The sequence below is a fragment of the Croceitalea marina genome, from assembly GCF_042684265.1.
GTDB lineage: Bacteria > Bacteroidota > Bacteroidia > Flavobacteriales > Flavobacteriaceae > Croceitalea > Croceitalea marina.
On sequence record NZ_JBHULB010000007.1, the window covers coordinates 149,566 to 175,697 of the forward strand.

Here is a 26,132-nt window from a genome sequence, read left to right on the forward strand (position 1 = left end):
TTAAAAACTGATTGACCAATTTCTAAATTTTTACAAAAATATGAAAAGCACACTATGTAAAAGCTATTTTACGATTAAAGTAGACCTGAAAATGAAGATAACCGCATTGTTATTATTGGTTGCCCTATTCCAACTTAGTGCCAAGAATGCGTATTCCCAAAAGGGGAAAATTTCAATGAATATGGAGGATGCCACCATTGAGTCCATATTTAATGAAATAGAAAGACAGACGGATTTCAACATCCTGTACAAAAATTCCACCTTGGACACAAGCAGAAAAGTAACGGTAAAGGCGGATAAAGTCAAAATTGAAGATTTAATGGGCCTTATTTTAAAGGAAACAAATGTTTCTTTTGAAATAAGGAGAAAACTTATTGTTCTTCTGGAAAAGAAGATGGTTCCGAGAACGGAAATTAAGACATCATCCTTAGATCCTCCGAAGATAAAGCAGCAGGCAATGACGGTAACCGGAATGGTAACCGACCAGCAAAATGTGCCCTTGGGCGGGGTAAGTATAGTGATTAAGGGCACCACAAAAGGGGTTTCCACCAATTTTGACGGGCAATATGAAATTGAGGCTTCAGAAGGGGACATTCTTGTATTCTCTTACATCGGTTTCGCCAAACATGAGGTACAAGTAGCACAAGAAACGGTCATCAACGTAGTCATGAAGGCTGATTTGATGGATCTTAACGAGGTAATCGTTACCGCAACCGGTGTACGCCGTAAAGTCGAGATGGGTAATTCCATCGCAAATCTCAACGTTGTAGACGACGTAAAACAGCGTCCGATCAGCAATGTTTCAGACTTGCTTCAGGGTCAGGCCACCGGTGTCCAAATTTCAAGTAGTGGAGGTTCTACGGGCATGGGCTCCCGTATTAGGGTCAGGGGTTCAAATAGTGCATCCCTTTCCAATGAACCGGTAATATATGTTGACGGAATCCTCATCAACAACGAGGCCAATTCCATCTCGTTTGAAACGGGCGGGCAGTCACCTTCAAGGTTAAACGATATCAACCCGGAGGATATTGAATCTATCGAAATCATCAAGGGCCCTTCTGCAGCGACCTTGTACGGTTCAATTGCGGCGAACGGTGTAATTCGGATTACCACTAAAAAAGGGAAGCAAGGGGAACCGCGATGGTCCGCTTTTATGGAGAGCGGTCTGGTAGAGGATGTGACGACTTATCCTAGAAATTATCAGGCACTGGATGCGCAAGGTAATCCTGGCTTCAATTTTGAAGCGGCCGAGGGCACTTTTGTCCCCAGTACGGTCAATTCCTTTCAGCCCTTGAACGACCCGCGGACCTCGCCCTTTAGAACGGGACAGTCCTATGGCGCCGGATTGAGCGTATCGGGAGGTTCGGAAGTGCTTACCTACTTCCTTTCAGGTAGTCTTACCGACGGTGAAGGTGTACTGCCGGTAAATAATATAAAAAGAACCAATTTCAGGGGAAATTTTGGGGCCAAAGTTACTGATGATTTAAAGATCAATTTAACTACGGGCTACACCAATAGCGATTTGGAATTGCCCTTGAACGACAATTTTGCCCTAGCGTTGATGAGCCAGGGCCTGAATGGAACTTCTTCGATAGATATAAATAGTGGTTGGGGCGAATTTACCCCGGATGAACTGTTCACGATCGATACCCGACAAAGAATCAATCGTTTTACTTCGGGTCTCGAAGCTATATGGCAACCCACCGAAAAACTGAATTTTAGGGCCTCCGGTGGACTTGACTTTACCTCCCGTTGGGACAGCCAGTTTTTTCCAACGGGAGAAGCACCGGCTTTTCTCAATTATGACGAAGGTGCCCGATTTTCCAATAGGTTTAACGACTTTGTTTATACCCTTGACATGGTAGGGTCTTACAAAACCGATTTATGGGAAGGTATAAATTCACGTACTTCCCTTGGGTTCCAGTATTTACAGAATTTATCACAGGGTACATTTGCGACCGGGCTTCTGTTGGTTGCCGGTAGCAACTCCATTGCCGGGGCCGCTGTTACACAGAGTAATGAACAGACCATCGAATCACGTACCGTTGGTGTCTTTTTGGAAGAACAGGTCGGTTTTAACGATAGACTGTTCGTAACCGGTGCAGTAAGGGCGGATCGCGGAAGTTCATTTGGTGCCTCGTTCAACTCTATTTTTTACCCCAAGGTGAGTGCCTCATGGCTAATTTCCGAGGAAGAATTCTTTAATAATTCCGATAAATATGGAATAAGTTCCTTACGGCTCAGGGGGGCATGGGGCGCCTCCGGGGTCCAGCCCGGCACTAATGATGCCTTAAGATTTTTCAATCCTATCGCAGCTACCTTGGACGGGCAAAGTGTAACCGGGGTAACCATTGGAAGTGTCGGCAATACCGGTTTAAGTCCTGAGATATCCACAGAAGTTGAATTCGGGTTCGACGCCAAACTATTGTCCGATAAAATCGGTTTTGAAATGACCTATTTCAATAAACGTACCGAGGATGCCCTTATTTTCAGGCAACTACCCTTGTCATTGGGTGTGGGTGAAGGACGTTTTGAGAATTTGGGTTCCGTAAAAAACTCGGGTATCGAAATAGCAGTGAATACCAGAATCATCGAGACCGACAAGTTTTTCTTTGGACTGGATTTGGTCGGTTCTTTTATCGATAACGAGCTGATCGAACTGGGCGAGGGTATACAATCGGTCATATTTGGTCAGCAACGTCATGTTGAAGGCTTTCCCCTCGGTGGATATTGGGACGAAACCTATACCTTTAGCGATGCCAATGGCGACGGTTTCATTGGGCAAGATGAAATACAGGTAGGGGAAATAGGGTATTTGGGCACCCCGTTTGCAACCACCGATATTTCTTTTACCCCGACACTGAGCTTTTTCGAAAATCAATTTGTGGTCAGAGGGCTCTTAAACTATAGGGGCGGTCAAAAACTTTACAATAACACCGGTTCATGGAGAAACGGGAACAGTAATAACCGAGAACTGAACGACCCCAATGCCTCGCTTGAAGATCAGGCCAGGGCAGTGGCCTCAAAATTTTTGGGGACAAATGCAGGTTATATCGAAGATGCCTCTTTTTGGAGGCTTCGTGAAATCTCATTAACTTACAACGCACCGGGCACCTTTTCAAGCCAACTTGGTTTTGACCGTATAAGCGTTACACTTTCCGGACAGAATTTGGGCGTGTGGACGGATTACTCCGGACTGGATCCCGAAATTAGTTCTGAAGGACAGGCCAATTTCACCACCGAAGAATTTCTCAGTCAGCCGCCTGTACGTTCTTGGAAAGCAAGACTGAACCTATCTTTTTAACATAAAAATCTAAGAAAATGAAAAAGTCAATTAATGCAGAAAAAAACTATTCCAAACTTCTTTTCAACGTCATTGTCTTGATGGTACTTACCTCGTTAGGTATGTCATGCGATTCCGTGGTAGAAGTCACAGATCCTGATATCGTTACCCCGGAATCATTAAATAGTGAGGCCGGTATACAAACCCTTCGCGCGGGCTCTTTGGGGGATCTAGCGGTGGCCATGAGCGGTTCCGCTGCGGGCCACGGCGCCACTACGGGCCTAATTATTATGAGTGGCCTTATGGCTGATGAGTATACCTATTCGGGAACCTTTCCCACCAGGCGTGAGGCAGACACCCGTAATCTTCAAGATATCAACAGTGACGTAAATACAATTTATGGCAACCTGCATAGATCGCGAACGGGTGCCGAAACTACGGTTGACCTTCTTGCCGATTTCGGTGGAAACCCAGAAATTGAAAGCGAGATGCAAAGCGTTACTGGCTATGCCTATGTCATGTTCGCGGAAACCTTTTGCGGGGGGGTCCCGTTCAGCAAGGCCCCGGCCGATGGTGGGGAATTGATCTATGGGGAGCCTTTGACGACCGAGGAAATGTTTAACACGGCAATTAGCTGGTTCGATCAGGCGGCTGCCAATGCCGGTAGCAATGCCAACTTGGCGAACTTGGCCCGTGTAGGTAAAGCACGCTCCCTTTTGGGCTTGGGCCAAATTGAGAACGCCGCCGCCGAAGTGGCCGGCATCCCCACCGATTTTGTGTACAACATAGAGCAATCCGACAATAGTTTTAGGCAAGAAAACGGTATTTACATCATGAGCACCGTTCGCCGTCAGTTTTCCATCGCCGACGGAAAGGGGGGGAACGGCTTAATGTTCCGCTCTTCCATGGATCCCAGGACGCCTTGGGACGGCGGTACGGAATTTGGGCAGGATGATATCACCCTGTATTACAATCAGCTCAAATATGATTCTTCCAATGTGCCCGTAGTCCTGGCTTCTGGAACAGAGGCAAGATTGATCGAGGCCGAGGCAGCCGCCAATGCGGATGATGCTGCCACCGTGGAGGACATACATAATGCACTTAGGGCTACTATAGGTCTGTCAGATTTAGACCTCTCAGGAATTAGCGGTGACGACCTATTGCTGGCCCATTTTTCTGAGCGTGCCTTTTGGCTCTTCAGTACCGGTCATCGCCTGGGCGACCTTAGAAGACTTGTGGACGTTTATGGCATGATGCCCTCCAATGTATTTCCGTGGGGGCCGTATTTCAAGGGAGGGGAATATAGTTCCACCCTTAAATTTCTCGTTCCACAGTCAGAATCGAACAACCCTAATTATCTAGGGTGTTTAGATTAAATTGATCACCAAAATAATAGAGGGAAAAGAGGCTGCTATAAAGCCTCTTTTCTTTTTATGACTATCGGATTTGTTACATAGCTTTTTTTGTAGTCGGCACGTCGATCAAGTTATCCTCTTTTTTTCCGGATCATACGATTTACGACTAAATTTAGGCCTACACACCCCTTGATCCCCTCTTTTTAGAAGGGATACGATTTCTTCCCTCCTAGAAAGGAGGGATAGAGGGAGGTGTTTTTTTTACAAAACTTAAAAGTTGACTTCATGTGCAAACTATCCGATAGTCATATTTCTTTTTATGTTTGTAAAATACCACAATGAACTGATTTAAACTTTTTACATTTAAGTAAACTACCTCCGGGCAAGCCCACGAGGCATTTAAAGAAAAAACATTTTGATTTCGAGGCAAGTCTCAGAGCATTCAAATCTCGATTATCGAGTGAAAATTAGCCATTTTTTATGAAGGATAAGTTTATGTCTCCACAATTTGAACGTTCGGGAAACTTCACTTTTTTATATGCTTTATTTTTTCTGTCCGGTACCGCCGGCCTAATTTTCCAGGTGGTCTGGATGTACCGTTTAGGGCTGGTATTCGGAAACGCCGCGTACGCAACCGCGGCAACACTCTCCGTTTTTTTTCTTGGGCTCGCAATTGGGGGAAGGTTTTTTGGCAATGTCGGCGCTCGTTTGAAGAGACCGTTCCGTGTATATGGGCTTATGGAGCTGGGCATTGCGCTAACTGCCTTGTTGATAATACCAAGTCTTGATCTATATGAAATGTACTATGCCGAGGTCGTATCCTTTTTGGGCGGTTCAAAAAGTGCGCTTTTACTGGCGAAATTCTTTTTTGGCGCTTTATTGCTTTTGCCTCCAACGTTCCTTATGGGAGGTACTTTTCCCATATTGGCACAGTATATCGGTAAAGATCGCAGGTACCTCGAAAGGCGCGGAACCATTCTATATGCGGTGAATACATTGGGAGCAGCACTTGGAGCCTTTTTTACGGGGTTTTATCTGATCAGGGAATATGGGGTAAGTTCAACCTATGGCCTTGCATTGATACTGGCAGCTTCCGTAGGTGTTCTTGCCATTGTTCTTGATAAATTCCTTGTGTCTTATTCCGTTGCGCCCACGATGGCCGAGGTAAAGCCAAAACCCAAAAAGAATACCGAACGTTCGGCCAAGTTAAGTTATACCCAGTTTGCCGTGGTGGCTTTTTTTTCAGGAGTATTGGCACTATCGGCCGAAACCTTGTGGACCAGGATGTTCGCTCAAGTACTACAAAATTCGGTGTATTCGTTCTCCGCAATTTTGGTGGTATTTCTTTTGGCTTTGGCATTGGGTGGGTTCGTCGCACATCTGCTTGTTAGGTCAAGGATGCCCTCAAAAAGTGCCTTGGCCATACTCCTCTCCGTATCGGCCATTTTAATAGGGGTTTCCCCGAATGTTTTCAATATCGCGACAAGCGGCCTTGGGTATCTGGCAATGGGCGCATCTTGGTACGCCTATGTATGGGCCGTTTTTAAATTGGCCTTTTTGGTGGTCTTACCGCCAACGGTTGTTCTGGGCGCAGTGTTTCCATTCTTGCTCAAAGTAGCTCCCATGACAGATAAGCCGTCAGGGCAGCTCGTGGGCAGGTTGGTACTTTTCAATTCCATGGGTAGCTTCGTTGGCCCCGTACTATCAGGTTTCGTTCTGCTCGACACTTTAGGCCTTTGGGGCGGTATAAAAATCGTTGCCGTTTCGTACGGAATCTTGGCCGTTATGGCCTCCCTATCGTTTTATGGGCGAAAGAAAATTGGTTGGGCCTTAATGCCCATTGCCGTAATTATGGGGATCCTTGTTCTGAAAGATCCACCCATAGTGCGCTTGGACGCTGATGAAACTTTATTGGATTCCTGGCAATCGAGCGATGGTGTAGTTTCCATTGTGCAAGTACCAAAGAATATTCAGATGCGCTTGGATAACTTTTATGTGCTCGGGGATTCCGGCTCCCTGTTGGTCGAACAAATGCAGGCCCACATTCCGTTACTTATCCATCCAGCACCAAAAAAAGTAGTTTTCTTGGGCATGGGAACCGGTATTACTGCGGGGGCGGCACTCCACCATAATGTAGAAAAGGTAGTCGCGGTAGAGTTGGTATCCAACGTAATTCCGGCCGCACAGCGCTATTTTGCCCCTTGGGCCAACGGACTTTTCAATGACGAACGCGTAAGCATTGTTGCCGATGATGCCCGAAACTATCTTTTGGGCACGCACGAGCAATTCGATGTTATTGTTGGTGATCTTTTTACCCCTTGGCACGCGGGTACCGGAAGCCTTTACACCCTTGAACATTTTAAAGAGGCGAAAAAGCGGTTATCTTCCGGTGGGATTTTTGCACAATGGTTGCCAATGTACCAGCTTACTTCCGAAAACTTCGATATCATTGCCGCCACGTTCGCTTCGGTTTTTCCCCAAGTGACCCTATGGAGGGCCGATTTTTCAGGAACACGGGCAAGTATCGTGCTAATTGGCCAAGAGAAAGGTACGCCGCTAGACGAAAATACGCTTAGGCAAAATAGTGCCCATATCGTTCGTGGGCAAGGCAGTTCGACCAAAGACGATCATATGGCAGGCCTGTTCTATTTAGGCAACCTCGATGCCGTTCGAAACCGTTTATCGGGAATTCGCCCCAACACCGACGACAAAAGATCGGTCGAATTCGAAGCCCCCATTTTATCGCAACAAGCCAATGCGGGGCGGGCCAAGTATGTTACAGGAACAGAATTGGAAAACTTTCTCAAAGAACTGGCCGGTAACCTCCCCCCAGAAGAGGATCCCTACCTCTCGGACCTGCCACCGGACGAAATCCGGTACGTAAAAGTAGGTTCGCTCTATCAGCGTTATATTCGGCTTATGAATGCGGGGAAAGACAAAGAAGCAAAAATAGTACTTGAACGGATACAGCTTCTGGCGCCCGACTTCTTGAAAAAGGAAACCGGATCCCTTGACGATTGAGCTTATGGTATGTTCTTGCCACTTTGAAATCAAGGGATTCGAAAACTAGGTCCCAAAAAGGCATGTTAAAAAGGTCTAATAAAAAGCAACAGTAGATTGGTTTTTTTCAACCCTTTCCTGATTACCTTAAAAGCCTTGGAGATATGACCTTCAACGGTCTTTTTTGAAACGTTCAAATATTGGGAGATTTCTTGGTTGGTCAATCCATCTCTTTTACTTAAAAGAAAGACCTCTCTACATTTTTTGGGAAGCAGCTCTATTGCTATGTTTACTTTTTCCAATTTCTTTACAAGATCTTGGTCTTCTAGCTGAATAAAGGTATGTACGGTTTCCAATGAGATCCGATCCAAAAAATCGATTTCCTTTTTCTTTTTTCGATAGTAATCCACAAATTCATTGTGAATAGACCTGTACAGAAAACTTTTCAACGAAGTTTCTATAAATAGCTTTCCTTTCTTTGACCATAGCCTAAGAAATACTTCTTGAACTATATCCTCTGCCACCGCCCTTTCATTAACAAGACCGAGTGCGTACACGTAAAGAATGTCATAAAATTGCTCGACCACAATTTGAAAGGCCTGCAGGTTTCCCCTATTAAGGTTCTCGATCAAGTCCTTCTCGCTATCAAATTCCAAATTCATCGGCACAACTAATTTTAACATACAATATCATAAATTTTTATTTAAAGGGGCAAGGGTAGTGGCATATTCGTTCGTCATACTAATAATAAGCAACATTTTTGCTCAAGAATTAATTTCGCAAAATGATAGATAAAGAGGTCGAATTATTGATTTTTAAATACCTGGACAAAACGGCCGATGACAATGATCTTCGTGTTCTGGGCAATTGGGTAGAAGCGAACGAAGATAAGTTTGCTGAATACATTCGTTTGAACACCTTGATCAAAGGGTCCGTTGCAACGGAAAATATCAAAAAGGCTCGGAATGCCCTTTTGGCAAAAGTTAAGACCAGAAGAAGAGTAAAAAATCGGATAGCCCCGTTCTATAAGTATGCCGCATTGTTTATAGGGATCGTTGGGTTGCTCTTTTTCTATAAAAATTACACTTCTGAAAATATTATGGAAGGCACCGGCGTTTCGAATGTTTCAGATGAAAACATTATACTTAAACTGGGAGATGGTACTGTTGAAGTTATTTCCGATAAAAATAAAAAAGAGAAACAGATTATTAATACAAATGGTGAGGTAACAGTTGTACAAAAAGGGAATAGCCTACTTTATTCGAGCGGGAACACGAGCGGTAATGTCATTTATAACGAATTACAAGTACCCTATGGAAAAATATTCGAGCTGGTACTATCGGATAAAACAAGGGTTCACCTAAACGCCGGTAGTTCGCTGAGATATCCGGTCAGATTTAAAGAAAGCGGCCAAAGGCAAGTATTCTTGAAGGGAGAAGCTTATTTTTCGGTAACAGAAAATAGTGAAAACCCCTTTGTTGTAAATGCGGATCAGGTAGACATTGAGGTGTTGGGTACAGAGTTCAATGTTTCCTTTTATCCTGAAGATCCTGAGGTAAGAACGGTTTTGGTGGAAGGTGCAGTGAAGGTATTCCGATCGAACCTTGAACAATCCTCGACTTTGCTGAATCCAGGACACATGGCCGCATTTAATAGGAAAAACGGCTCACTGGATATCACCAGGGTAGATACCTCACTCTACACCGCTTGGAAAGACGGTATTCTACTTTTTAGGAACACCCCTTTTTCCAGCATCAAAAAGAAGCTTGAACGCCATTTTAACATCTCCATAGTGAATAACTACAAATTTTTGGACAATCAAATATATACGGCCTCATTTTATAAAGAAGAAGATGTAAAACAAATTTTAGAGGTTTTTAAGGAAGATACTCCGTTCGAGTACCGCACGGAAGACAAAACAATAACCCTTACCCGACCGATTCGTTAATAAATACCAGAAGAGCCTATGGGATAGAAAAACAATGACTTCAATAAATCATGAATAAAAAATCGGAAAATGCGCCAACATTTCCCGATAGTAGCATGATTTAAAAAAGAATTTAAACCACTAAAAACTATTTAAAAGTATGAAAAAATCAATCATAGGTACGTTTTTCAAATTGAAAAACGCATATAAATTTGATCTCAAAATGAAAATTACCACTTTACTGCTAGTTATATCATTGTTTGAGATTCATGCGAATACCTACTCTCAAAATAAAAAAATCTCGTTAAGACAGGACAACGTCTCCCTTCAAAAAGTACTGGATAAGATTGAATCCCTTTCGGATTTCAAATTTACCTATAACCACCGAAAAGTAGATATTAACAGAAAAATAACCATAAACGTGGAGAAAAAACCTATTTCCGCAATTTTGGAAAAAATTTTTTCAGAAACGAACATTGCTTATGTGGTACGAAAAAACTATATCGTTTTAAGGCTTAAAAAAGAAAAGGACGATCAACAACGAGTACTGTTAAAAGAACAGCAGTCCATGACCGTTACTGGAACTGTAACCGACAAGGAAGGGGTTCCCCTCGCCGGGGTCAATATTGTAATCAAGGGTACTACAAAAGGCGTTTCCACGAATTTTGATGGTAAATATAAGATAGTTGCCTCCGCCGGGGATATTTTGGTGTTCTCATACATCGGCTTTCAGACGGCAGAAGTTTCAGTGCAACAAGATAATGTCATTGACTTGGAAATGGCCCCGAGTGCCAATCAACTGGACGAAGTAATCTTGACGGCAATAGGGACCAAGCAGTTAAAAGACGAAACGGGTGCAACCAGTTCATCGGTAGAACCGGAACGAATAGTAAAATCCGGGGAAACTGGGGTTATCAATGCCCTGTCAGGAAAAGTGTCCGGTCTTCGCATTGTCAGGCAGAATGGGGATCCCGGTGCAGGTGCCAATATACAGATCAGGGGCATCAACTCCATAGAAGGAGACAGCAATCCACTCATTATCATAGATGGCATCCCTGTAAGTAATGATTCTTTTGATGATGATGGTGTAGGAGGCAGTACGAGTGTTACCCAGCAGTCGAGATTGAACGACATCAACCAGAATGATATTGAAAATGTTCAAATTTTGAAAGGAGCATCGGCTGCCGCCTTATGGGGTTCACGAGCGGCCAACGGGGTTATTTTAATTACCACAAAAGGAGGATCATTTAATAGACGTCCTACATATACCTACAGCTCTACCTATTCCTTTGACGATATATCGGTAAGGGTACCCTTGCAAGACAAGTTTGGACAAGGCCGGGGTGGTGTACGGGCATTGAACCGAACCGAATCATGGGGAGACCGTATCGCTGACCGGCCCGGAGGAGAAGATGATTTTGACACTAGCGGGGAATACTTTGTCACGCCCTCCGGCGAAATATTCTACCCGATTGCCAATAAAAACTCCAGGCAAACATTTATTGATGAAAACTTCAATGCTGTATTTAGAAACGGTACATTTCAACAACACGATTTCTCGGTTGCCGGTGGTGGCCAAAAGGCATCCTATTTCTTTAGTTACGGAATCTTGGAACAGGATGGGATCGTAAAAAATGCAGATTATAACCGTCAGAACATTAGACTGAACACCAAAGTAAATCTCACTGATTGGTTGGATGTCCGAAACAATGTGGCCTATACCTTTACAAAATCCAACAGGATTCGAGGTGGTGGAAGTATCACCGGCCTTTATATAGGTCTTTTGAGGAACCCTGCGGATTTTGATATCAGGGGCCAAATTGGAACCTACGTCAATGATAACGGTGATGTTTTTCAGAACAGGCAGCGATCTTATCGAAATCAGATAGGGGCCTCTAATAATGCAGGGTATAATAATCCATTATGGACAATATACGAGCAACGTAACGAAACAAAGGTAGATCGTTTTTTAATGGCTCCCGAAATAAATATTCGGGCTTCAAATTGGCTTGACTTTACACTTCGTGGAGGATTGGACTATTACTCCGATGAAAGACTACAGTTTCTGCCGATCAATACGTCCGGGGGGGCTAGGTTCGGTGATATGCGTTCAACCGTTGCGGTAAGCAAGGAGTACAATTTTGACCTTCTTATGAAAACCAAGCATGATCTCACGCCGGACATAAATGTAAACACAACATTGGGTTTTAACTTCAATAACAGAAATAGAGCCACATCATCCATAAGATTGAGACCCTTTGTAGTAGATTCGAGACAACCTATTTCAGATTTGAATCCGGATGATGCTTCCACGAGCTGGAGCAGGAATTTACGTCAAATCCGAACCAATAGAGGTTATGCGCTGGTCAGTTTTGGCTTGTTCGACCAGTTGTTCGTCAATGCATCTGCCTCTTTAGAGGCATCTTCTACCATTGAAGGGGCATTCTTTTATCCTTCCGTGGATATGGCATGGCAATTCAGCGACCTTTTTGAAAGTGACGAGCAATTTTTCGGAAAATTGAGGGCATCGTGGGGAAAAGTGGGGATACAACCAGGACCATATCGTTTTGAGACCTTGGCCACAACAGGCTTTACAGACTTTGGAGGGGCTTTTGAAGTCTCAGATGTTCAAGGAAACCGAAACCTTAGACCAGAAATAAAAACGGAATATGAAATTGGGGCCGATTTACGATTCTTTAAGAACAGGTTGAACCTAGGGGTCACCTATTATGAAAATGAAATAGATGACATTCTGTTCGAGGTCAAGACCAATCCCAGTTCGGGTTTCAATAACAGTTACCGTAATGCGGGAATCATAGAAAACAAAGGCTGGGAAATAGACCTTACCGGCAAGATCATCGAAAAAAAGGATTTTTCATTATCATTCAATGCGAATTTCAACAACAACGAAAATCTGGTGGTAGATATATTCGGTGCCGAGACGGTGGATATCGGTGGTACTTCCAAAGCTGTCAAAGGATTCCCAATGAGTTCCTTTTGGTTGCCCGCATCCGTGCTGAACGAAGACGGTACCCGTGCCTTGGATGAAAATGGATTTCCTGAAGTAGATACCCAAAGGCGGGTGATAGGGGATCCCAACCCCGATTGGAGAGGGGGCGCAGGCATGCAACTGAATTTTAAGGGCTTTGATTTTAGTTTTCTTTTTGAGCATTCACAAGGTGGAGATTTCATTAATAGGGGAAAAATTGTGATGTATGGTTTCGGTACCCATGCCGATGTGGGCAATGAGGTTACCCTCACTGAAGACCTTGTTAATGTAAATGGCGATGTCTTTGCCGCAGGAACAACCGTAAGAGGAAATATCGCCGATTTTGGGGCGGGTAATGTATTGCTCGATGAATCCTTTTATAGAACACGGGGCGGAGGTCTGGGGTTCAACAAACTCAACGACCTTTATATTGAGGATGCCACATGGACTAAACTTCGGAACGTGACCTTAGGATATACATTCGATAGGAACAGGTACAAAAACTTTCCCTTAAAAAGTTTAAGGGTATCCTTGACAGGAAGAGATCTTATCTTATGGACCGACATTGTCGGCTCAGATCCCGAAACCAGTTATTACGGTATTAGCAATGCGTCAGGCATGGACTATTTCACCAATCCTTCAACGCGTTCGGTTCTCTTTAACGTAACGGCCACATTTTAATCCACGAACACTAAAACAGTATAAAATGAAAACAAAATATAAAACCCATATCATCCTATTATTATTTTTCACCTCCCTTTTTATCGGATGCGAAGAATTGGTGGATGGTATTAACGAAAACCCCAACAGTTTTACATTAGACGAATTGGATCCGGGACTTTTCTTAAATGGTGCGGAACTCAATTCAATAAATATTTTATTAGGTTCCACAAGTCGTATGGCAGGCTATTGGTCTGGGCAATTAATCGGGTTTGACCAAACCGAGCTAGAGCGATTTAATTACAATGTTACTTTTACGGATTTTGACTGGAATGGATACCAAGGAATTTTGACCCCGGTAAGGGAAATCAGATCGCGTACGCCCGACAATAATCTATATCAGGGTATCACGCGGGTTTTGGAAGCACAGATTATAGGAAACTATGCCTCGATGTATGGAGACATCGTTTATTCCAACGCCCTGAAAGATGTTCTCAACCCTGAATTCGATAACCAAGCAGAGGTTTTTGGGTCTTTGCAGGAATTGTTGGATGAGGCCATAAACAGTCTGTCAAATGTGGGGCCACAAGATGTTGTTTTGGAAGATTTTCTGTTCAATGGCAATGCCACGAAATGGCTGCAGTCCGCTTGGACCTTGAAAGCGAGGTTCTATATGCTGACCCGGCAATATGATTTGGCCTATGCAGCGGCACAGAACGGAATAGCATCACAGGACAACAGTATGATCTTTGTTCCCTTGGATCTTGAGGACGTGACCAGCACAAAAAACAAATTTTGGATATTGCTTAACAACACGCCTAGTGTGGGAACTGGAAACAGTTACCTTGTCCAGCTTTTGGATCCGTCCAGTGGTATTTCGAGAAACAATACAAAAACCGATGAAACTGCCAGGTTACGGTACTATACCATCAACGAGAACGACCCCGACGGTAATTTGGGTATCGCCAATGAACTGGAACCACAACCCTTGATCACCTATAAAGAGAATATATTGATCTTGGCCGAGGCCGGTGCCCGTACCCAAGGTTTCAATGTCGGTCTGGGCCATCTGAACTCATGGCGGTCCCAACTGGCCACTGGTGATTTTTTCAATGCCAGTGTTGCGGGGGAACCCATTTTATACGATGCCTACACCGGTGCTGATTTTGGCCCGGGCGGTATAGAAAACCCTGACAATATAGATACGGACACTGCATTACTTCGTGAGATTGTAGAAGAACGATACGTAACGGGCTTTACCACCTTCATGCCGTTCGACGATGCCAGAAGGTTGCGTAGGGAGAATGCCGTGGCGGTACCTTTTCCAAATAATACAACCACCGCCCCAGGAAGGGTAGAACGGTTTTTGTACCCAGAGGATGAAGTTCTAGCCAACACAAGCGTGCCAGATGATCCAGGTCTTTTTGCGCCAAATCCCATTAATCAATAATAAATATCAATTTTCTTAAAATTAAATTCAATGAAAAAGCAAGTAAAAAATTTTATGCTACTAATGTTTACCCTTTGTGCTGTATCCCTTGGTAATGCCCAAGAGAAATCGACAGAATTCGAGGTATTGGGCAACTGCAATGGCTGCAAAAAACGTATCGAGAAAGCAGCTAACTCAATAGAAGGTGTGGCCAGCGCCTCGTGGAACAAGGACAGCAAAATAATAGAGGTGGCGTATGATTCGGAAAAGACCTCATTGGAAGATATATCCAAGGCCATAAACGAAGTAGGCCACGATACAAAATTTGGGAAAGCAAGCGATAGCGCCTATGATGCCTTACCGGGCTGTTGCCAGTATGATAGGGAAGGTCCTGATAATTCAAAAGCTTCCAAAGAAGAGGCCGTAGCTTCTTTTAGTTTTATGGTTTCCGGTAATTGCGGTATGTGCAAAAAACGTATTGAAAAAGCGGCCAAAGGCGTGACGGGCGTAATCGAAGCGAACTGGGATAAAGAGACCAAGGTTGTCAATATCAAGGTTTCGGATGAAAGCACGACAAGGGATATGGTTTCGGAAGCAATCTCCGGTGTAGGCCACGATACCGAATTTCATAAGGCCGAAGCGTCAATATATAATGACTTACCGGGCTGTTGCCAGTATGATAGGGTGCAATAAACATTTTAAACTTAGGGCTGTTCGCATTATTCGAATCATGACAGGACCGGATTGGAAGAAAAATTTAGCGTTAGTTTTCCTTGTTTGAGTTAGTCGATCCCGTTCTGGGTCAATAATGTTAGAACAGCCCTTTTTATCACAAAAGGATGGTCGAAGAAAAAACAACTGCCCTTGAAACCTATTTCCAGGGTTTTAGAAGGGATATCATAGGGGTTACCCATGAAATAGAGACCCCATATGGAAAAAAACCGCTGGTCTACGCGGATTGGATCGCCAGCGGTCGGCTCTACGCCCCGATAGAGGATATCATGCGCAACAGCATCGGACCTATGGTCGGCAATACCCATTCGGAAAGCTCGCAAACCGGTAAATTGATGACCCATTTGTATGAAACGGCCAAGCAGCTTATTAAGGGGCATGTGAATGCATCAGACGAAGATGTCATCATTACGACGGACACGGGCATGACCGGTGTTCTCTGTAAGTTTCAACGGATTCTAGGTCTTAAGGTTCCCGAAAAACTTTCGCATTTGTTGGAAATATCCGAAAGCGAACGTCCCGTAGTTTTTCTGACCCATATGGAGCATCACTCCAATCAAACCACTTGGCTGGAGACCATTGCAGATGTGGTGGTTCTGGAACCTTCGGAAGGATTGTTCGTAGATGCGAAAAAGCTTGAACAACAACTGGATAAATATAAGGACCGCAAATTAAAAATAGGCTCCTTTACCGCCTGCTCGAATGTAACCGGGGTAAGTGCCCCCTACTACGAACTGGCAGAGATCATGCATGAACACGGCGGATTTTGCTTCGTGGATTTTGCGGCCTCCGCACCCTACGTCGATATGGATATGCATCCCAAAAAAGAATCCCAAAGGTTGGATGCCATCTTCTTTTCGCCCCATAAATTCCTGGGAGGTCCCGGAAGTTCCGGTGTCTTGGTCTTTAGTAAAAACCTATACAAAAACCGTATCCCCGATAATCCCGGTGGAGGAACGGTAACCTGGACCAATCCTTGGGGCGGACATCATTTTTTTGAGAGTGTCGAGGCCCGTGAAGACGGTGGTACGCCCGGATTTCTCCAAACCATGAGAACGGTGTTGGCAATTAAGTTGAAGGAAAAAATGGGAGTTGAAAAAATCCGCCAACGCGAAAATGAATTGGTACGCAAATGTTTTGAAGGACTTCATAAAATTAGGGGAATACAAATATTGGCAAAAGAAGTACGGTACAGGTTGGGGGTCTTTTCCTTCTATTTTGAAGATGTACACTACAATTTGGCCGTAAAACTTTTGAACGACCGATATGGAATACAAGTACGGGGCGGTTGTTCCTGTGCAGGTACGTATGGCCATTTGTTGCTCAACGTTAGCAAAGAAGAATCCAAAAGGATAACGGATCAAATAGATGAAGGTGTCCTTGCCGAAAAGCCGGGTTGGGTAAGGGTGTCGCTGCATCCGACCATGACCAATGATGAGCTGGACTATATTCTCAATGCAATCAGAGAGATTTCGGAGCATGGAAAGGAATGGTCGAGGGAATATCGGTACAATGCAAACAAGAATGAGTTTTACCACATCCAAGAAAAATCGGAAAACCCCAACCTGACCGATTGGTTCAGCCTATAATCCATGAATACTATATTTATATGAAATTGAGATACTTTATAAAAGCTGAACGGACTTCATTGTTCTTTGCCCTGGTCTTTGGCTTTTTTTTTAACACCATGATTGGTCAGGAAACCTTTCCGAAAAACGATGTGGCAGACAAGAGGCCCGAAGCCTTTGCCCTTACCAACGCCATGATCGTCACGGCCCCTGGAGCAAAATTGGAAAACGCTACACTGTTGATTAGAAATGGTATGGTCGAAACGGTGACATCCAACGGGACGGTTCCGGATGGCTACACGAAAATTGATATGGCCGGGCATCACATTTATCCCTCATTTATAGATATTTTCAGTACCTATGGACAGCCTGAGGTAACAAAACGGCCAAGAGGAAATCCTTACGTTAAAAAAGAACAGATACAGTCGGACACCAAGGGTGCCTATAACGCCAACGAGGCCATAAAGGCTTCCTATAAAGCGGCGGACGGATTTGAAGTGGATACCCAGAACGCCAAAAAACTAAGGGAACAGGGGTTCGGTGCCGTAGCGAGTCTGCGCCCGGACGGTATTGCAAGGGGTACGGCCGCTTTGGTGCTTTTGGGCGACAAGCGAGAAAACCAAATGGTAGTACGGTCACAGGTTGCATCCCACTTTTCATTTGATAAGGGCAGCTCTACCCAAGATTTTCCGATATCCCCCATGGGTTCCATTGCGCTGTTAAGACAGACCTTTTATGATGCCGCATGGTACAAGGACCTGGCTCCCAAACCTTTTACCGATCTTTCACTGGAAGCCCTGGCAAATAGCAACCCGTTACCAAAGATTTTTGAAACGAACGGTTGGTTGACTGCCTTACGGGCGGCAAAAATTGCCCAAGAATTCAATATGCGGTTCATCATCAAGGGAGGCGGTGACGAGTACCAACGTTTGGAGGAAATTAAAGCAACAAATTCCCAGTTAATAATTCCCTTGAATTTCCCCAAGACATTTGATGTAAGCAATCCGTACATCACCCAAAAAATTTCCCTGGCAGACCTCAAACATTGGGAAATGGCCCCGAGCAATCCTGCCCTTCTGGAAAAAAACGGTATCACCTTTGCGTTTACCGCGCATCCGTCGGCCAACAGTAGTGATTTTCTTGCCAACCTCAGGAAAGCGGTCAGTTTTGGGCTAAATGAAGAAACGGCTTTGGCGGCACTGACTACCGTACCTGCCAAGATGCTGCGATCGGAAAGCAGTTTGGGTTCTTTGGAAAAGGGCAAGATCGCCAACTTTTTGATAACGGACGGAAATCTATTTAACCCTAATACGAGCGTATTGGAGAATTGGATAAGGGGAACACGACATACCCTACAACAACTTCCTATTGCCAAAATTTTGGGGACATACCGGCTTAAGCTACCCGAAGGCCGGTTCGATCTGAAACTGGAGTCCGCCAAAGGAAAATATCGGGCCCATGTCATTAACGCATCAGGGGAAAATCTCAAAGCCGATTTTTCGATTCACGGATCTATGGCAAGCCTACAATTTAGCTTGCCGAGTAAAGGAACCTATACTTTGGGCGGCTTCTATACTTTCGAAGACCAAACAGTCCTTTTTTCAGGAACGGGCAGCTTGAACTACGAAAATGAATGGAGTTGGAGCGCACGGAAGATTTCCCCCTTAAAAGAGACTATCAATGACAATGATTTGATCGATAGACGAATCAGCGGAAATATTGTTTATCCATTTATGGCCTATGGAAATACAGAGAAAATTAGGCCAGAAAGACTACTTATCAAAAACACCAATGTATGGACCAACGAAGACATCGGCGTGTTGGAGAATATGGACGTATTGGTAACCAATGGTAAAATTGAGCGCATCGGAACAAATCTGGAAGACACCACTGCCAAAAGAATCGATGGTACAGGTAAACACCTTACCCCGGGCATCATTGATGAACATTCGCATATTGCCATCAGTGCGGTCAACGACATTGCGGCCAACTCCGGTATGGTACGTATGGGGGACGTCATCGATTCCGAAGATATAAGTATATACAGGGCGTTGGCCGGGGGTGTGGTGGCCGCCCATATTTTGCACGGGTCGTCCGACCCCATAGGAGGGCAGTCCGCACTGATCAAATTAAAATGGGGAGAAAACCCTGAAAATCTAAAAATTAGCAAAGCGTCACCCTTTATAAAATTTGCCCTTGGCGAAAACCCCAAGCGTTCCAAAAGTGCTCCGTCCCTACGTTTTCCGAGGAGCCTTATGGGTCTGGAACAATTCTACACCAATGCCTTCGTCGAGGCCCTGGACTATAAAAAAGAATGGAATGCCTACAACGGATCGGGGAAAAAACAAAGAACATCGGTTTCCGCTCCTAGAACGGATATCCTTAAGCAGACCATGCTGGAAATTGTAGAAGGGAATCGCTTTATCTCGTGCCATTCCTATCAAGAAAAGGAAATGCTCATGTTGATGGATGTAGCCGACAGGTTCGGTTTTACGGTCAATACGTTTACCCATGCCTTGGAAGGTCATCGCATTGCCGATAAAATGGCCGCTCACGGGGTCGGCGGTAGTACATTTTCCGACAAATGGAATTTTAAGTGGGAAACCCGAAACGCCATTCCGTACAATGCGGTTATTATGCATCGGGAAGGAGTGACAACGGCCATTAATTCCGACAGCAGGGAAACCATTAGGCACCTGAACCACGAAGCGGCCAAATCGATGAAGTATGGGGGAATGAGTGCCGAGGATGCCCTTAAACTGATTACCCTTAACCCCGCCAAACTGTTGCATTTAGATAAAACGATGGGCAGTATCAAAGAGGGCAAATCCGCCGATCTGGTCCTATGGTCCGGCCCACCGCTTTCTATCTATGCAAAACCGGAAAAGACCATTGTTGAAGGTGCCATTTATTTTGATATGGATAGGGATCTTAAGCTCAGGGCCGAAATCAAAAAGGAAAGAGCACGAATCATCCAACTTATGCGCTCTGAAAAAGGGACGGCCAAAGCTGAACAAAAAATATCCACCACGAAGCCTGAATTTCATTGTGAGTATCTGGGCGAAGAGTAAAAAAAATGTTTATATGAAAACCAAAGAGTTTATTCAAAAATGTAGCTGTGTCCTTGTCCTACTTTTCTTTTTTAGTATTGGAACCGCACAACTGGTGCCGAAACCCGCCGAGGCCCAACAAGAACCTATAGTGCTGATAGGAGGAACTATCCATACCGCTACCGGGGAGGTCATCAACAATGGAGCATTGGCTTTTGCCGATGGTAAAATTTCGTTTGTCGGCAAGGCCAGCGATCCGGCGTTCGACGCATCAGGGTATACTAGTATTGAAGTAAGGGGACAACACCTGTACCCCGGCCTTATTTTGCCAAATTCCTTAATCGGTATCGAGGAAATCAGCGGTGTCCCCCACTCCAATGACAAGTTTGAGGAGGGGTCGATCAATCCGGGACTAAAGTCCTTTTATGCGTTCGACACAGGCTCAGGGCATATTCCCACGCTTAGGTACACCGGTATACTTATGGTAGAGACGATACCCTCCGGGGGTACGATATCGGGCACTTCCTCCGTAATGGAACTGGATGGATGGAGCTGGCAGGAGGCGGTCCATAAAAAGGAAGCTGCGGTACACTTGCACTGGCCTTCTTCATTGTCCCGCTCCTACGATTCCGATACCAAGACCACTAAGATAAAAAACAGCGGTTCATACGAGAACAGGGTACAAGAACTGGAGGCTTTGTTCCTTGCCGCACTATCTTACGGTAAATTAAAGAATAGGCCCGCCAACCTTAAATTAGAAGCCCTACAAGGGCTTTTTAAAGGTACTAAGGCCTTGATGATACATGCCAATGAAGCGAAAGAAATTGTGGAGAGTGTACAGTTCGCCAAAGGCATGGGCGTACAAAAAATAGGTATCCTAACCTCTTATGCGGCCCTTGACGTTGTAGATTTTCTGAAGAGCAACAATATACCCGTTATAATACCCCCAACGTACAATCTTCCGAATATGGACGACATGGATTATGATGCCCATTACAGCCTGCCACGTTTACTTTCAGAAAAAGGCATAGTAGTGGCATTGAGCCACAAGGGAATGTTGTCCACTTCCAGAAATTTTCCTTTCTATGCAGGTGTTGCGGCCGCTTTTGGAATGGACAAAGAGGAAGCGTTAAAGTTGGTCTCCCTGAATCCTGCCAAGATTTTGGGCATCGATGGTCGGGTCGGATCCCTTGAAGTTGGAAAGGATGCTACTTTTTTTGTTTCGATGGGCGATGCCCTGGATATTTTGGACAATTCACTTACCCATGCTTTTATCCGAGGTAAAAAGATAACTCTTGATGGTCCGCACCAAGAACTTTATCTTAGATATTCCAATAAATTTGGCCAAGAACACTAGTTGCGCGGAATGGATATTGAAAAAATCCTTGTCGATTTAAGCAACTGGATATGGGATCTGCCCTTATTGATATTGCTGGTAGGCGGTGGCATCTATCTTTTATTGTACTCCAGATTTTTACCGTTCAAGCATTTTTGGCATGCAATAGCCGTTTTACGCGGAAAATATGATAGCAAAGCCAGTGTTGGCCAGATCAGTGCCTTTAGGGCGTTGTCGACGGCTTTGTCATCTACCTTGGGCATGGGTAACATTTCTGGTGTAGCTATAGCTATTGGCATGGGCGGACCTGGTGCTCTTTTTTGGATGTGGATAAGTGCCTTGATCGGGATGGCGACCAAATACTATACCTGCTCACTGGCCATTATGTATCGGGGCAAAGATGATTCGGGTGTTGTTCAAGGCGGTCCTATGTATGTGATTATGCAGGGGCTTGGGAAAAAATGGAAACCCCTAGCTGTTTTCTTCTCCATAACGGGTCTTTTTGGTTCCCTTCCAATTTTTACGGCCAATCAGCTCACCCAGGTCTTAAATGACGTTCTCTTGCCCGGTCTGGGTTATGAGGCGTCCACGAAATCCTCATTGCTCATCGGAATTGCTATTAGTGTTATGGTGTCCATAGTCATCTTTGGAGGGATTCAACGTATTGCTAACTATGCAAGCAAACTCGTTCCTTTGATGGTATTGCTGTATTTCTTATCCGTATTTTATATTCTAGCCATGAACCATACCAACATTATACCGGCATTTGAACAAGTGTTTACGGATGCCTTGACGGGAAATGCCGTTTTGGGCGGTAGTCTTGGGGCTATTATCATTATTGGCGTGAGAAGGGCCGCTTTCTCCAACGAGGCAGGTATCGGCACGGCCCCTATGGCACATGGCGCATCCAAGAATACGGAGCCGGTTCGGGAAGGCTTGGTGGCCATGTTGGGCCCTTTTATTGATACCATTGTGGTATGCACCTTGACCGCCATCGCCATTTTAGTAACCAAAAGTTGGGAAACCCCGGACATCGGCGGCGTAACCGTAACATTAAATGCCTTTACAACGACCATGCCCGATTATGGTGCAATATTATTGGTGTTCATTGTATTCATCTTTGCGCTCACTTCCTTGTTTACGTATTCCTATTACGGCACTAAGTGTATCGCCTTTCTTCTGGGAACGCGGCACAAAAAAACCTACAATTATATGTATGTGGCCAGCATAACGTTGGGTTCAATTTCTACGATGAGCGGTATTGTAGGTCTCATTGACATTAGCTTTGCCTTGATGGCCATACCCACTATGCTATCTGCCCTAATCCTTTCTCCAAAGGTGAATAGGGCCACACTTATCTATTTTAAAAAGGTATATCTAAAATCCAGCACTATTTAAACCAAAGGCTATGAAAAAGATCGTAATTCTTTTATATCTAGCGAGCCTCACATCGATCAGCGCCCAAACGACGAAATTTCAGGGGCAGCCGCCAATTAAAATTGTACCTACTACTTCCAAACCAATACAAAAACAATGGAAGGCCAACTTTAAATTCAACAGTGGGGACGTGGTTTTTTCCAATGATTTTGAGGGGGCTAGACTTAATGGTGTCCTACAGGAAAATGATAGTACGTACACGGCTTTAATTACCTCTGAAAACACCCCGGTCAATACCAGTCCATGGTATGCCTTTAAGGTATGGGCGAAGAAAAGAAAGCGGATCAATGTGGTCATGACCTACCAAGAATCCGCCAAGCACCGGTACTATCCAAAGCTTAGTACCGATGGAATTCATTGGTCTGCCCTTGACTCTATCGACTATTCCGAGTTTGAGAAGGGCGATAAGGCTTTCGGCCCAGGTTCCCTTCCCATCAAAGTGAACATGAACTTGCAAATAGGTCCCGATACGTTGTGGGTCTCAGGGCAAGAATTGCATAATTCGCATCATGTTTCCCATTGGGTCGACAGTATGGCCCAAAAGGCATTTGTAGCCAAAACGACAATTGGAAAAAGTAGACAGGACCGGGACTTGAATCTGTTAGCAATTGGGAAAGAAGATTCAAAGAATATGCTCATGGTCATCTCAAGACAACATCCCCCGGAGGTTACCGGATATCTTGCCATGAAATCCTTTTTAGAGACTATTGCCTCGGATACCAAATTGGCCAAAAAATTCAGAAGAAAGTTTGTTACCTATGTAGTGCCCTTGATGAACCCCGACGGCGTTGACAATGGCCATTGGCGACATAATGCCGGGGGGGTTGACTTGAACAGGGATTGGGCCAATTTCAACCAACCGGAAACCCAAGCGGTCAAACGTTTTATGGAAGAAAAGGTTGAACAGACCCAAGGAAAGTTCTATTTTGGCATAGATTTTCATTCCACTTGGGATGATATCTACTATACCGTTGACCCAAAACTAGAAGGGAATATGCCCAATTTGGTTACCGATTGGCTTACGGGCATGAAAGAGGAAGTTGAAGGGTATAATCCCAATATCAGGCCCAGTGACAAAATGCGGCCGACCACGGTCTCCCGCAATTATTTCTTCGTAGAACATGGTGCCGAAGCTTTGGTCTTTGAAATCGGGGACAATACTCCGAGGGAGTTTTTAAAGGAAAAAACACGTATTAGTGCCAACATTTTGATGCAACTGATGTTAGAACGTTTAAAATAATTTTGAATGAATCAATTTATCCATAAACCTTTTTTTGTTTTGGGCATCGGCCTATTTTTTTTCATTTCCCAAACTCGATGTTTTGGGCAGGATGATATTGTGGATAGGGTCATTGCCGTCTATGGAACAGCCAAGTTGAAAAGTGCGCAAGCTTCATTTGACTTTCGTGACCATGCCTATCAATATAAAAGAGATAATGGACAATTTACCTATACTAGGATGGGTAAAAACCGAGATGGAAGTCCGGTCCGTGATATATATAGCAACGATGGGCTCGTTCGTTATGTTGGCGATACCTTGGTTAGCCTAACCGAGAAAAGGAGAAAGGCCTATGCCAATTCCGTGAACTCTGTTATATATTTTGCGTTTTTGCCCTTATGGCTGAAAGATCCGGCCGTCATACTCCAAGACAAGGGAACATCCAAAATCAAGGGCAGGGAATACCATAAAATTAAAGTAACCTTTGGACAGGAAGACGGTGGTGATGATTTTGAGGATATTTTCTATTATTGGTTTGATGTAAAGGACCTCAGTATGGATTACTTAGCCTATAAATATAAAACGGGCAAAGGAGGTATGAGGTTTCGAGAAGCTTATAATATTCGTAAGGTCAATGGAGTAACCATACAGGACTACCACAACTTCAGGCCAAAGTTAAAGGGAAGCGTTCCTTTTGACCTAATCGAAAAGGCGTTCGAGAATGGGCAATTGGAAGAGCTTTCCATCATAGAATTGAAAAATGTAAAAATAAAGGCAATACCCAAAACGTGAATTCGTACAATGGACTAATTTTGAATATACCCGAAAACGGGGTTAAAAACAAAATATTCTATTCAAATACCCGCAACAGACTACCTGTAAGTTCCGTGTTAAATACCTTTAACGGATTGTTTGTGATGTTGTTCAAGGGAGCTCCCTCTTGATTGAATCTGGCCCCGTGGGTGGCACAACGGTAGATGCCGCCATCTTCGGTAATAAACCGCACCTCTTCGGTTTGTTGATGGCTACAGATTTGGCTGGCGGCCACATACTGTCCCTCCAAGTTTTTAGCCACAACCACAAATTCCTTTAGGATAAATCCCCCGTTGTTCTGTAAAGGCGTACTTTCCTGAGCGTCAAGGTCAATGGTAAAATCAATTCCGGTGGGGACCGGAAGACCCGTTTCGGCACTGTCTTTGGAACAACCATGAACACAGGGAAAAACTATAGCGAATGCCGCACCGGCACCCAGACTTCGTAAAAATTGCTTTCTTTCCATAACAGATTTGTTTATAAGAAATGAACGACTTTATTGGAAAAATAGTATTAGTCAATACGTCGCTATTAATTATTAGGTCGTTTTCAACTTTTACAACAATTTCCTACAAACATGATAATGGTCATGTTTTTGTTTAAACCCTTCACTTACATTTGGACAGTTAATTAGCTAAAAAATAATATAACTTATTTGTTTTTAGTAGTTTACATATCTAAAATATAAACAAGTCATTTTAAAACTTTAAACATTTTTTATAGATGGAATCCATTAGAACGTATTGGATTAAGAACATGGTCTGTAGACGGTGTCTGAAGGTCATAAAACATGAGCTTGAAGAAATCAATATCGAAGTATTTTCCCTTGAATTGGGAAAACTGACCGTACGCACTATCAATAGTACTGATAAAGAAATTGATAGTAAAGTCTCTGATGTACTTCATACCAATGGGTTTGAAATCGCCAAAAGCGAAGAGGAAAAGTTGGTAGAGGAGGTAAAGATCACGCTCATCCATCTTATTAAAGAGCTGCCAATGCAAATAAAGGAAAAGACGTCGGAACATTTGGCATCGACCTTACATCGTGATTACAAGATTTTGAGCAAACTGTTTTCAAAAAACGAAAGCACCACTATTGAAAAGTACTTTATAAAACTAAAAATCGAGAAGGTCAAAGAGCTGATACAGTTGCAACAATATAGCTTCTCTGATATTGCATACCTGCTTGATTATAGTAGTGTAAACCATCTGTCGAGACAGTTCAAGAATACAACTGGAATAAGCATGACAGATTATAAGAACCTTGAAAACTGGGAGCGAAATTTCTATGACGAAATTATATAGATAAGAAAGAAAATTATGCAGACGAACAC

16 protein-coding genes are annotated in these 26,132 nt (G+C 44.0%); 14 read left to right on the forward strand and 2 right to left on the reverse strand.

Features of this window, described 5'->3' with window-relative positions; translation table 11 throughout:
- The first annotated feature begins 40 nt into the window (after window positions 1-40).
- From ACFSQJ_RS04775 to ACFSQJ_RS04785, 3 genes are all read left to right on the forward strand, one after another.
- Window positions 41-3,304, forward strand: a complete 3,264-nt coding sequence (locus ACFSQJ_RS04775; protein ID WP_339337172.1) for a SusC/RagA family TonB-linked outer membrane protein — start codon at window positions 41-43, stop codon at window positions 3,302-3,304.
- 17 nt (window positions 3,305-3,321) lie between these two features.
- The gene (locus tag ACFSQJ_RS04780; RefSeq protein ID WP_339337173.1) at window positions 3,322-4,659 is read left to right on the forward strand and encodes a hypothetical protein; all 1,338 of its coding nucleotides are present in this window, start codon (window positions 3,322-3,324) and stop codon (window positions 4,657-4,659) included.
- 459 nt (window positions 4,660-5,118) lie between these two features.
- Window positions 5,119-7,659 carry a fused MFS/spermidine synthase gene (locus tag ACFSQJ_RS04785; RefSeq protein WP_339337174.1) on the forward strand — a complete coding sequence of 847 codons (2,541 nt, stop codon included), beginning with the start codon at window positions 5,119-5,121 and terminating at the stop codon, window positions 7,657-7,659.
- A 65-nt stretch (window positions 7,660-7,724) separates the two neighbouring features.
- Here the strand turns inward: ACFSQJ_RS04785 and ACFSQJ_RS04790 are convergent, their stop codons facing one another.
- Window positions 7,725-8,321 (reverse strand): RNA polymerase sigma factor, encoded by a 597-nt coding sequence (locus tag ACFSQJ_RS04790; protein WP_339337175.1) that lies wholly within the window; start codon window positions 8,319-8,321, stop codon window positions 7,725-7,727.
- Between the two features lie 101 nt (window positions 8,322-8,422).
- Between ACFSQJ_RS04790 and ACFSQJ_RS04795 the strand changes: the two genes are divergently transcribed.
- The 10 genes from ACFSQJ_RS04795 to ACFSQJ_RS04840 all read left to right on the forward strand — a co-directional run bounded on the left by ACFSQJ_RS04795 (window position 8,423) and on the right by ACFSQJ_RS04840 (window position 24,777).
- Complete coding sequence (locus ACFSQJ_RS04795) at window positions 8,423-9,586, forward strand: FecR family protein (RefSeq protein ID WP_339337176.1); 1,164 nt, start codon at window positions 8,423-8,425, stop codon at window positions 9,584-9,586.
- Between the two features lie 139 nt (window positions 9,587-9,725).
- Entirely contained in the window at window positions 9,726-13,235 is a 3,510-nt protein-coding gene (locus tag ACFSQJ_RS04800) for a SusC/RagA family TonB-linked outer membrane protein (protein WP_377765874.1), read from the forward strand.
- 25 nt (window positions 13,236-13,260) lie between these two features.
- Window positions 13,261-14,664, forward strand: coding sequence for a SusD/RagB family nutrient-binding outer membrane lipoprotein (locus ACFSQJ_RS04805; protein WP_377765875.1), 1,404 nt, complete (start codon window positions 13,261-13,263; stop codon window positions 14,662-14,664).
- 30 nt (window positions 14,665-14,694) lie between these two features.
- Window positions 14,695-15,336: a heavy-metal-associated domain-containing protein gene (locus ACFSQJ_RS04810; protein WP_377765876.1), complete on the forward strand. Its 642-nt coding sequence runs from the start codon at window positions 14,695-14,697 to the stop codon at window positions 15,334-15,336.
- Window positions 15,337-15,482: 146 nt separating this feature from the next.
- A complete protein-coding gene (locus tag ACFSQJ_RS04815) occupies window positions 15,483-16,964 on the forward strand; it encodes an aminotransferase class V-fold PLP-dependent enzyme (RefSeq protein ID WP_339337180.1) in 1,482 nt (493 codons plus the stop codon).
- Window positions 16,965-16,984: 20 nt separating this feature from the next.
- The gene (locus tag ACFSQJ_RS04820; protein ID WP_377765877.1) at window positions 16,985-20,014 is read left to right on the forward strand and encodes an amidohydrolase family protein; all 3,030 of its coding nucleotides are present in this window, start codon (window positions 16,985-16,987) and stop codon (window positions 20,012-20,014) included.
- A 13-nt stretch (window positions 20,015-20,027) separates the two neighbouring features.
- A complete protein-coding gene (locus ACFSQJ_RS04825) occupies window positions 20,028-21,350 on the forward strand; it encodes an amidohydrolase family protein (RefSeq protein WP_339337182.1) in 1,323 nt (440 codons plus the stop codon).
- A 9-nt stretch (window positions 21,351-21,359) separates the two neighbouring features.
- A complete protein-coding gene (locus ACFSQJ_RS04830) occupies window positions 21,360-22,727 on the forward strand; it encodes an alanine/glycine:cation symporter family protein (protein WP_339337183.1) in 1,368 nt (455 codons plus the stop codon).
- Between the two features lie 10 nt (window positions 22,728-22,737).
- Complete coding sequence (locus tag ACFSQJ_RS04835) at window positions 22,738-24,006, forward strand: M14 family metallopeptidase (RefSeq protein ID WP_377765878.1); 1,269 nt, start codon at window positions 22,738-22,740, stop codon at window positions 24,004-24,006.
- A gap of 6 nt (window positions 24,007-24,012) precedes the next feature.
- Window positions 24,013-24,777 carry a DUF6503 family protein gene (locus ACFSQJ_RS04840; RefSeq protein WP_339337185.1) on the forward strand — a complete coding sequence of 255 codons (765 nt, stop codon included), beginning with the start codon at window positions 24,013-24,015 and terminating at the stop codon, window positions 24,775-24,777.
- A 58-nt stretch (window positions 24,778-24,835) separates the two neighbouring features.
- Here ACFSQJ_RS04840 and ACFSQJ_RS04845 read toward each other — a convergent pair whose 3' ends face one another.
- Window positions 24,836-25,264, reverse strand: a complete 429-nt coding sequence (locus tag ACFSQJ_RS04845; protein ID WP_339337186.1) for a Rieske (2Fe-2S) protein — start codon at window positions 25,262-25,264, stop codon at window positions 24,836-24,838.
- Between the two features lie 257 nt (window positions 25,265-25,521).
- Here ACFSQJ_RS04845 and ACFSQJ_RS04850 point away from each other — a divergent pair, with 257 nt between their 5' ends.
- Window positions 25,522-26,103: a helix-turn-helix domain-containing protein gene (locus ACFSQJ_RS04850; RefSeq protein ID WP_339337187.1), complete on the forward strand. Its 582-nt coding sequence runs from the start codon at window positions 25,522-25,524 to the stop codon at window positions 26,101-26,103.
- The last annotated feature ends 29 nt before the right edge of the window (window positions 26,104-26,132 follow it).

Excerpts from the sequence above, each read along its gene's own strand:
- ACFSQJ_RS04775 (WP_339337172.1), top strand. The coding sequence starts at position 41 with ATGAAAAGCACACTATGTAAAAGCTATTTTACGATTAAAGTAGACCTG.
- ACFSQJ_RS04780 (WP_339337173.1), top strand. The coding sequence starts at position 3,322 with ATGAAAAAGTCAATTAATGCAGAAAAAAACTATTCCAAACTTCTTTTC.
- ACFSQJ_RS04785 (WP_339337174.1), top strand. The coding sequence starts at position 5,119 with ATGAAGGATAAGTTTATGTCTCCACAATTTGAACGTTCGGGAAACTTC.
- ACFSQJ_RS04790 (WP_339337175.1), bottom strand. The coding sequence starts at position 8,321 with ATGTTAAAATTAGTTGTGCCGATGAATTTGGAATTTGATAGCGAGAAG.
- ACFSQJ_RS04795 (WP_339337176.1), top strand. The coding sequence starts at position 8,423 with ATGATAGATAAAGAGGTCGAATTATTGATTTTTAAATACCTGGACAAA.
- ACFSQJ_RS04800 (WP_377765874.1), top strand. The coding sequence starts at position 9,726 with ATGAAAAAATCAATCATAGGTACGTTTTTCAAATTGAAAAACGCATAT.
- ACFSQJ_RS04805 (WP_377765875.1), top strand. The coding sequence starts at position 13,261 with ATGAAAACAAAATATAAAACCCATATCATCCTATTATTATTTTTCACC.
- ACFSQJ_RS04810 (WP_377765876.1), top strand. The coding sequence starts at position 14,695 with ATGAAAAAGCAAGTAAAAAATTTTATGCTACTAATGTTTACCCTTTGT.
- ACFSQJ_RS04815 (WP_339337180.1), top strand. The coding sequence starts at position 15,483 with ATGGTCGAAGAAAAAACAACTGCCCTTGAAACCTATTTCCAGGGTTTT.
- ACFSQJ_RS04820 (WP_377765877.1), top strand. The coding sequence starts at position 16,985 with ATGAAATTGAGATACTTTATAAAAGCTGAACGGACTTCATTGTTCTTT.
- ACFSQJ_RS04825 (WP_339337182.1), top strand. The coding sequence starts at position 20,028 with ATGAAAACCAAAGAGTTTATTCAAAAATGTAGCTGTGTCCTTGTCCTA.
- ACFSQJ_RS04830 (WP_339337183.1), top strand. The coding sequence starts at position 21,360 with ATGGATATTGAAAAAATCCTTGTCGATTTAAGCAACTGGATATGGGAT.
- ACFSQJ_RS04835 (WP_377765878.1), top strand. The coding sequence starts at position 22,738 with ATGAAAAAGATCGTAATTCTTTTATATCTAGCGAGCCTCACATCGATC.
- ACFSQJ_RS04840 (WP_339337185.1), top strand. The coding sequence starts at position 24,013 with ATGAATCAATTTATCCATAAACCTTTTTTTGTTTTGGGCATCGGCCTA.
- ACFSQJ_RS04845 (WP_339337186.1), bottom strand. The coding sequence starts at position 25,264 with ATGGAAAGAAAGCAATTTTTACGAAGTCTGGGTGCCGGTGCGGCATTC.
- ACFSQJ_RS04850 (WP_339337187.1), top strand. The coding sequence starts at position 25,522 with ATGGAATCCATTAGAACGTATTGGATTAAGAACATGGTCTGTAGACGG.